We start from the raw sequence: 6,358 nt of genomic DNA, 5'->3' as shown, positions 1-6,358 counted from the left end.
AAGCTGATCTTTTTTGTCCGAACAGCGTTCGGATTAATTTTACAATCTACCATCTATATACAAAAAAACGACCAATACTGAGCCATGTAGCCCATCATTGGTCGATTAATTTTTAGTCAGCACTTGGCGTAAAAGTTTTCGTCAACGCCATCACAATAAAATCGGTTTCCCGCGTAATATCGGTGTCCGGAAAGCCCATAACCAAGCGGGCGAAGTAGCCGACTAACATCGACAACATCGTTTGGATAATTAAATCATTGGGCCAATCAACGATTAGTTGCCGTTGCTTCAAATCCGTAAAGACGGTGCCGATTTGATTCACGACCAAGGGCCCGACCCGTTTCATTAGCGCACTGCGACTATCCGCGTTGAAAAAAATCATCTCAAAAACAACTTTTAGTTCTTTCGCATTGTCCGTCACAAACGCCAAGCGATCACTGAAGATGGCTTGGAAAAAGTCTTCCAGCGTAGCGAAGCTTTGATGTAACTCGGCTTCGGAAAAATCCGCCGCCATCGAAGGGACAATATTATCAATAATCGGGGCGACCACCGCTTCGCGAATCGCATTTTTCGTTTTATACCGCCGATAGACGGTCCCTTCAGCCACCCCGGCGCGCGTCGCAATGTCGCTCGTGCTTGTGTGGTCAAAGCCTTGTTCGGCAAATAAATCTAAACTAGCTTGTAAGATGGCGCGCTGCTTGGGCGTAATCGTCGCATCGGCGGCCATCGTTTGTTCGAAATAATCTCGAATTCCTTTTTCTGTCATCGTCTACACCTTTCGATACCGTTTCATCCCCACGATATTTAAAATCGTTAAGACACTCATAAAGCCTAACAAAACTAAGAGGTTCCCGCCAATCGCGGTAATATCCGCCCCTTTGGTGACCACATCCGTTAAGGCGTTAGCGCCATAATACAGCGGCATGATATGTGCAGTCCACTGTAACCAGGTCGCCATACCACTGACCGGAATCAAGCCGGAGAAGAAGATTTGTGGCACGACCACTAACGGAATAAATTGAATCATTTGGAACTCGGAATTGGCGAACGTCGAAATAAAGATCCCAAACGTTAACGCCACGAGTGCCAATAAAAAGTTGATTAAAAATACCAGCCAAATATTGCCGACCAAGTGAATCTTAAAGACGGTAATGGCAAATGTCACGGTGAGTAACGTTTGGATGACGGCAAAAATACCGTAACCAATCAAATAACCGGTAATAATTTCACCTCGGCGAATCGGCGTCGCTAATAAGCGACTCAAAGTCCCGGTCGTCCGTTCATTCAATAACGAGATCCCCGAAATTAAAAAGACAAAGAAGAACACGAAGAATCCTAAGAAAATCGGTAGGAAACTTTCAAAAAAGGTCGAATCGCTACTGCCGTATAAATAATGGCTCGCTGTCGAGTAAGTCGGGGCTTTTTTAGCAGTTGCCGTCTTAGTCGCGGAACCGGCCGTGACTTTTTTGAGCTGGGCTTGTAATTTGGCGACTTGCGCGGTGTTCCCGCTAGCTTGTGCTTGCGCAATAGCCGCCTTTAACTTCGTGACCGTTTCAGCACTTTGAGCTTTAACCAGTTTTTGCAAGGCCTGCTGTTGAGCCGTCAGCGCCTTTTTTTGCGCCTTGGTCGCTTTGACCAGTGTCTGCATGCGCAACTTGACTAATCCCGCTTGCAAGGACGCTTTGATCAAGCTCGTGTCCGTGGGATTACTGTTCGCATAAGTTATCGTCAGTTTACCATTTTTTTGCGTCAAATACCCGGCTAAATCGTGTTGCCGAATCATCTTCGTCGCCGCCGCACTGTCATAATGCGTAATGTCGACATGCTTCGTGTCAATGGCTTTGACGACGGCATTATCAACGCCATGGACGCCCAACGCCGCGGTTTGCGTCGTATTATTTTGAAATAGAAAATACATCAACGACATAATGAGTAGTGGCGCTAAAAACATCAACGCCAACGTCCGTTTGTCCCGCATCATTTGTTTTAATACGCGTTTAACGATTGCTATGGTCCGCATCTTGCAGCCGCCCCGCTTTCAAAAAGACTTGTTCAATCGAATCAACTTGATACTTCGCTTTCAACTCGGCCGGCGTGCCTTGTGCTAACGCGATGCCCCGGCGAATCAACATCAAATAATCACACCGTTCCGCTTCATCCATCACGTGGGTCGTGATGAGAATCGACTTTCCGGTCGCTTTTAAGTTATTCAATTCTTCCCAAATTTGTTGCCGCAATTCGGGGTCAATCCCGACGGTTGGCTCGTCTAAAATTAACAAATTAGGATTTTGAATCAGCGCGATAGCTAACGACAGCCGGCGCTTCATCCCTCCAGAATAGTCACTGACCCGTAAATCTAAATCTTTGGTCAGATTAACCAAATTCGCCGCATACGCGATCGTTTGTTTGAGTTGCTTAGGCGCTACACTCATCAATTGCCCAAAAAACGTTAAATTTTCGCGCGCCGTTAACGTTTCATATAACGCGTCACTTTGTGCCATGTACCCAATCTTAGCCATGACTTGGCGATTTGGCATCACCGCATCCATGACCGTGACGGTACCGTGGTCGACTTTTTCCATCCCCATGATGCTTTTGACTAAGGTCGTCTTACCCGCCCCCGACGGTCCAATTAGACCGTAAATCGTGCCAGCTGGCAAGGTGAGGTCAATATCGGTTAAGACGTGCTTGGTGCCAAAACTTTTACTGACTTGCTGTGCCGTAATAAAGTTTGTGCCCATATCAGTCCCTGACTTTCTTTCGTGAGTGTTTACTCATTTATTAACAATCTAAGTGTACCGCGGGGTGGTACCGCTGTCAACATCGATATGAGTTTTCACTCATTTTAGGTGATCAAAAAGGATATTGCCAGTTATGACAATATCCTTACAGTCCTAATTACGCTAAATCCGCGCCATTAGTCTTAATCACTTTTTGATACCAGTAGAAAGAATCTTTCTTCGACCGCGCTAAGGTACCGTGGCCTTCATCATCTTTATCCACATAAATGAAACCGTACCGTTTCGACATTTGACCCGTGCCTGCTGAGACGAGGTCAATGCAACCCCAAGGGGTATAACCGATTAAGTCGACGCCATCTTCATTGACCGCTTTGATCATTTGGTCAATGTGAGCTCGTAAGTAATCGATGCGGTAAGGATCATGGATACTGCCGTCCGCTTCAACTTTGTCGCGCGCGCCGAGTCCATTTTCGACGATCATCATTGGTTTGTTATAACGGTCTTGCAACCAGTTCAAGGAATAACGTAAACCGACGGGATCAATTGGCCAATCCCATTCGCTCGTCTTTAAATATGGATTATCGACGGCTTCCGTGCCGACAAAGTGATAGCTTGGGTTATCCGCGTTACCCGCTACCGTGTTGGAGTTGTAATAACTAAAGCCGATATAATCAACGGTCCCTTCACGCAAGACTTCGCGGTCTTCGGCGGTAATATCTGGCCGGAACCCGGTCTGCTTGAAGTAAGCTTCCATGTTATTTGGATAATAACCCCATGATTGAACATCGGCAAACCAGTAACGCCGTTGCATCGCTTTTTCAGCTTGCATGATGTCGGCTGGTTTGGCGGTGGCCGGATAAATCGGCGTCATGTTGATCATGTTCCCAATTTGGAAATCCGGATTGATTTTATGCCCAATCTTAACGGCTAACGCACTCGCCACGACTTCATAATGCGCCGCTTGATACATCAAGGCTTCCGCTTCGGGGTCGTCTGGTTTCAAAACTAACCCGGAGTCGGTGGCCATGAGGAATTGGTTCGTGTAAGTCGTTTGGTTATTGATTTCATTGAAGGTCATCCAGTACTTCACCTTATTGCGGTAACGTTTGAAGACCGTTTCCGCATAGTGGACGAAGAAATCGATGACTTTACGATTACGCCAACCACCGTATTTTTCAACGAGGTGGTACGGCATTTCAAAGTGGGCGAGCGTAATGACGGGTTCGATGCCATATTGACGACAAGTATCAAACATGTCATCGTAAAACTTCAACCCAGCCTCGTTTGGTTCCGTTTCATCCCCATTCGGGAAAATCCGCGTCCACGCGATGGACGTCCGGAAACATTTGAAGCCCATTTCAGCAAATAGCTTGATGTCTTCACGATAATGGCCGTAAAAGTCAATGCCTTCATGGTTCGGGTAGTTTTTACCCGCAATCACACCATCAGTAATTTCACGTGGCACGCCGTTAGCACCGGCCGTCATGACATCCGCCATGCTAACACCTTTGCCACCAGCTTGCCAGCCACCTTCTAATTGGTGCGCGGCGACCGCGCCACCCCATAGAAAGTCTGAACGTAACCCACTTTTAGTTGTTGCCATCAATGAACCATCCTCTCTTATAAGTCTTCACCGTCACTAGCGATAACTTGTTTGTACCAATCGAAGGAATCTTTCTTCGACCGGTCAAATGAGCCTTCGCCATTGTCATCGGCATCGACGTAAATGAAGCCATACCGTTTGGCCATTTCACCCGTGCTAGCTGAAACTAAGTCGATACAGCCCCAAGGGGTATACCCAATCAAGTCCACGCCATCCAAGTTAACAGCTTCTTCCATCGCTTTAATATGGTCACGGAAGTAACTGATGCGGTAATCATCATGGACGCTGCCGTCCGCTTGCTTTTCGTCGTAAGCGCCAAAACCATTTTCAACGATGAATTGTGGTAAATGCCAACGGTCTTGCATCCAGTTCATGGAATAACGCAAGCCCACGGGGTCAATTTGCCAGCCCCAGTCGGATTTTTCCACGTAAGGATTTTCGACGAAGTCTTCGGGTTCTTTGAAGTCGTACTTCGTATCGCCAGTTTGGCCTTTAGTGACAAATGACATATAGTAGCTAAAGCCGACGTAATCCACGGTCCCAGCCTTCAAAGCAGCGAGGTCCGCGGCAGTAATATCCATGTCAAAGCCTTTTTGGTCGAAATACTTTGGCAACCACTTCGGATATTCGCCCCAGCAATGCACGTCGCCGAACCAGTAACGTTTTTGCATCGCGCGTTCGGCCATCATGACATCTTCTGGCTTAGCGGTTAATGGGTAGATGGGGCACATCGCGATCATGCAGCCGATTTGAAAATCAGGGTTGATTTCATGACCCGCTTGCACGGCTAAGGCACTGGCAACTAATTCATAATGAGCCGCTTGATACATCGCTTGTTCCCAGTTGTCGTCTTTATCGAGTTGTAAGCCAGAGTTTTGCAATAACGGATGCGGATCGTCCCAAGCCGTTTGGTTATTGATTTCGTTAAAGGTCATCCAGTACTTAACTTTGTCTTTGTACCGTTTGAATACCGTCTTCGCAAACCGCAAGAAGAAATCAATCATCTTCCGGTTGCTAAAACCACCGTATTCTTTAACTAAATGATAAGGAATTTCAAAGTGAGACAATGTAATGACTGGTTGGATGCCATGCGCTAACAAGTCATCGAATAAATCATCGTAAAACTTCAAGCCGGCTTCGTTAGGTTCATCTTCGTCACCATTCGGGAAAATCCGGGTCCACGCGATTGACGTCCGGAAACACTTAAAGCCCATTTCTTCGAATAATTTCACATCTTCGGGGTAACGATGATAAAAATCATCTCCCCAATGGTTCGGATAGATTTCGCCATCCTTAACCCCATCGGTTACTTTCCGTGGCACGCCATTGCGGCCAGCGGTCATGACATCGGCGATGCTGACGCCTTTGCCACCAGCTTGCCAAGCCCCTTCGAGTTGGTGTGCGGCGACCGCGCCACCCCAGAGAAAATCTTTGGGCATTTTGTATCCAGTTGCCATATCTCAATTCCTCCAATATTTCGTTTGTTTGATTAATTATTGATGATGCCTAGTCGGCGGTTACTATTGCTAGCACTCGCTCTTAAAAAAAGACCCAGTTGACACCTCACAAAAAGGCATCAATCCAGGTCCCCCATTTTCGACTTACTTGTTTTCAGCGTCTAAGCGACGGTAAACGTCAACAACTTCACCGGCTAAATCGCGGAAGGTGATGGCATTCATGATGTGATCTTGTGAGTGTACTAATAATAATGAAACGTGCGTATGTTCACCGTTAGCTTCGGCAGTTAACATCGAAGTTTGTGAATTGTGCGCTTCAACTAAGAAATTGTCAGCTTCTTTTAATTTGGCATCGGCCGTTTCAAAGTCGCCTTCCTTAGCAGCTTTAATTGCTTCAAAAGCGGAACTCTTAGCGTTCCCACCATTAACGATCAAACCCATGATTGTTTCCAAACTTGCTTCTTGTTCTGTGTTGTTTGCTTTTTCTTCAGCCATTAACCCTCATCCTTTTAGCTTTTATAGTGTTGTTGCCGTGTGCCCACACAAGCAAAATGCTG

The 6,358-nt window shown here is 46.6% G+C and carries 6 protein-coding genes; all 6 read right to left on the bottom strand.

All coding sequences use genetic code 11. From position 1 onward, the window contains the following. Positions 1 to 112: 112 nt before the first annotated feature. The gene (locus tag DY78_RS08720; RefSeq protein ID WP_024625486.1) at positions 113 to 766 is read right to left on the bottom strand and encodes a TetR/AcrR family transcriptional regulator; all 654 of its coding nucleotides are present in this window, start codon (positions 764 to 766) and stop codon (positions 113 to 115) included. A gap of 3 nt (positions 767 to 769) precedes the next feature. Beyond that, positions 770 to 2,020, bottom strand: coding sequence for an ABC transporter permease (locus tag DY78_RS08715; protein WP_024625485.1), 1,251 nt, complete (start codon positions 2,018 to 2,020; stop codon positions 770 to 772). Continuing rightward, positions 1,998 to 2,741 (bottom strand): ABC transporter ATP-binding protein, encoded by a 744-nt coding sequence (locus tag DY78_RS08710; protein WP_024625484.1) that lies wholly within the window; start codon positions 2,739 to 2,741, stop codon positions 1,998 to 2,000. Before DY78_RS08710 ends, DY78_RS08715 begins: the two co-directional genes overlap by 23 nt. A 157-nt stretch (positions 2,742 to 2,898) precedes the next feature. After that, the gene (locus tag DY78_RS08705) at positions 2,899 to 4,344 is read right to left on the bottom strand and encodes a 6-phospho-beta-glucosidase (RefSeq protein WP_024625483.1); all 1,446 of its coding nucleotides are present in this window, start codon (positions 4,342 to 4,344) and stop codon (positions 2,899 to 2,901) included. 17 nt (positions 4,345 to 4,361) lie between these two features. Continuing rightward, positions 4,362 to 5,801 (bottom strand): 6-phospho-beta-glucosidase, encoded by a 1,440-nt coding sequence (locus DY78_RS08700; protein WP_033614339.1) that lies wholly within the window; start codon positions 5,799 to 5,801, stop codon positions 4,362 to 4,364. Between the two features lie 144 nt (positions 5,802 to 5,945). Then, a complete protein-coding gene (locus tag DY78_RS08695) occupies positions 5,946 to 6,296 on the bottom strand; it encodes a PTS lactose/cellobiose transporter subunit IIA (protein ID WP_024625480.1) in 351 nt (116 codons plus the stop codon). Between the last annotated feature and the right edge of the window lie 62 nt (positions 6,297 to 6,358).

The sequence above is a fragment of the Lactiplantibacillus fabifermentans DSM 21115 genome (assembly GCF_000498955.2).
GTDB lineage: Bacteria > Bacillota > Bacilli > Lactobacillales > Lactobacillaceae > Lactiplantibacillus > Lactiplantibacillus fabifermentans.
This window is presented reverse-complemented; position numbering and strand designations above follow the sequence as displayed.

What these genes read in the sequence shown, in the direction of transcription:
- DY78_RS08720 (WP_024625486.1), bottom strand. Translation starts at nt 766, where the DNA reads ATGACAGAAAAAGGAATTCGAGATTATTTCGAACAAACGATGGCCGCC.
- DY78_RS08715 (WP_024625485.1), bottom strand. Translation starts at nt 2,020, where the DNA reads ATGCGGACCATAGCAATCGTTAAACGCGTATTAAAACAAATGATGCGG.
- DY78_RS08710 (WP_024625484.1), bottom strand. Translation starts at nt 2,741, where the DNA reads ATGGGCACAAACTTTATTACGGCACAGCAAGTCAGTAAAAGTTTTGGC.
- DY78_RS08705 (WP_024625483.1), bottom strand. Translation starts at nt 4,344, where the DNA reads ATGGCAACAACTAAAAGTGGGTTACGTTCAGACTTTCTATGGGGTGGC.
- DY78_RS08700 (WP_033614339.1), bottom strand. Translation starts at nt 5,801, where the DNA reads ATGGCAACTGGATACAAAATGCCCAAAGATTTTCTCTGGGGTGGCGCG.
- DY78_RS08695 (WP_024625480.1), bottom strand. Translation starts at nt 6,296, where the DNA reads ATGGCTGAAGAAAAAGCAAACAACACAGAACAAGAAGCAAGTTTGGAA.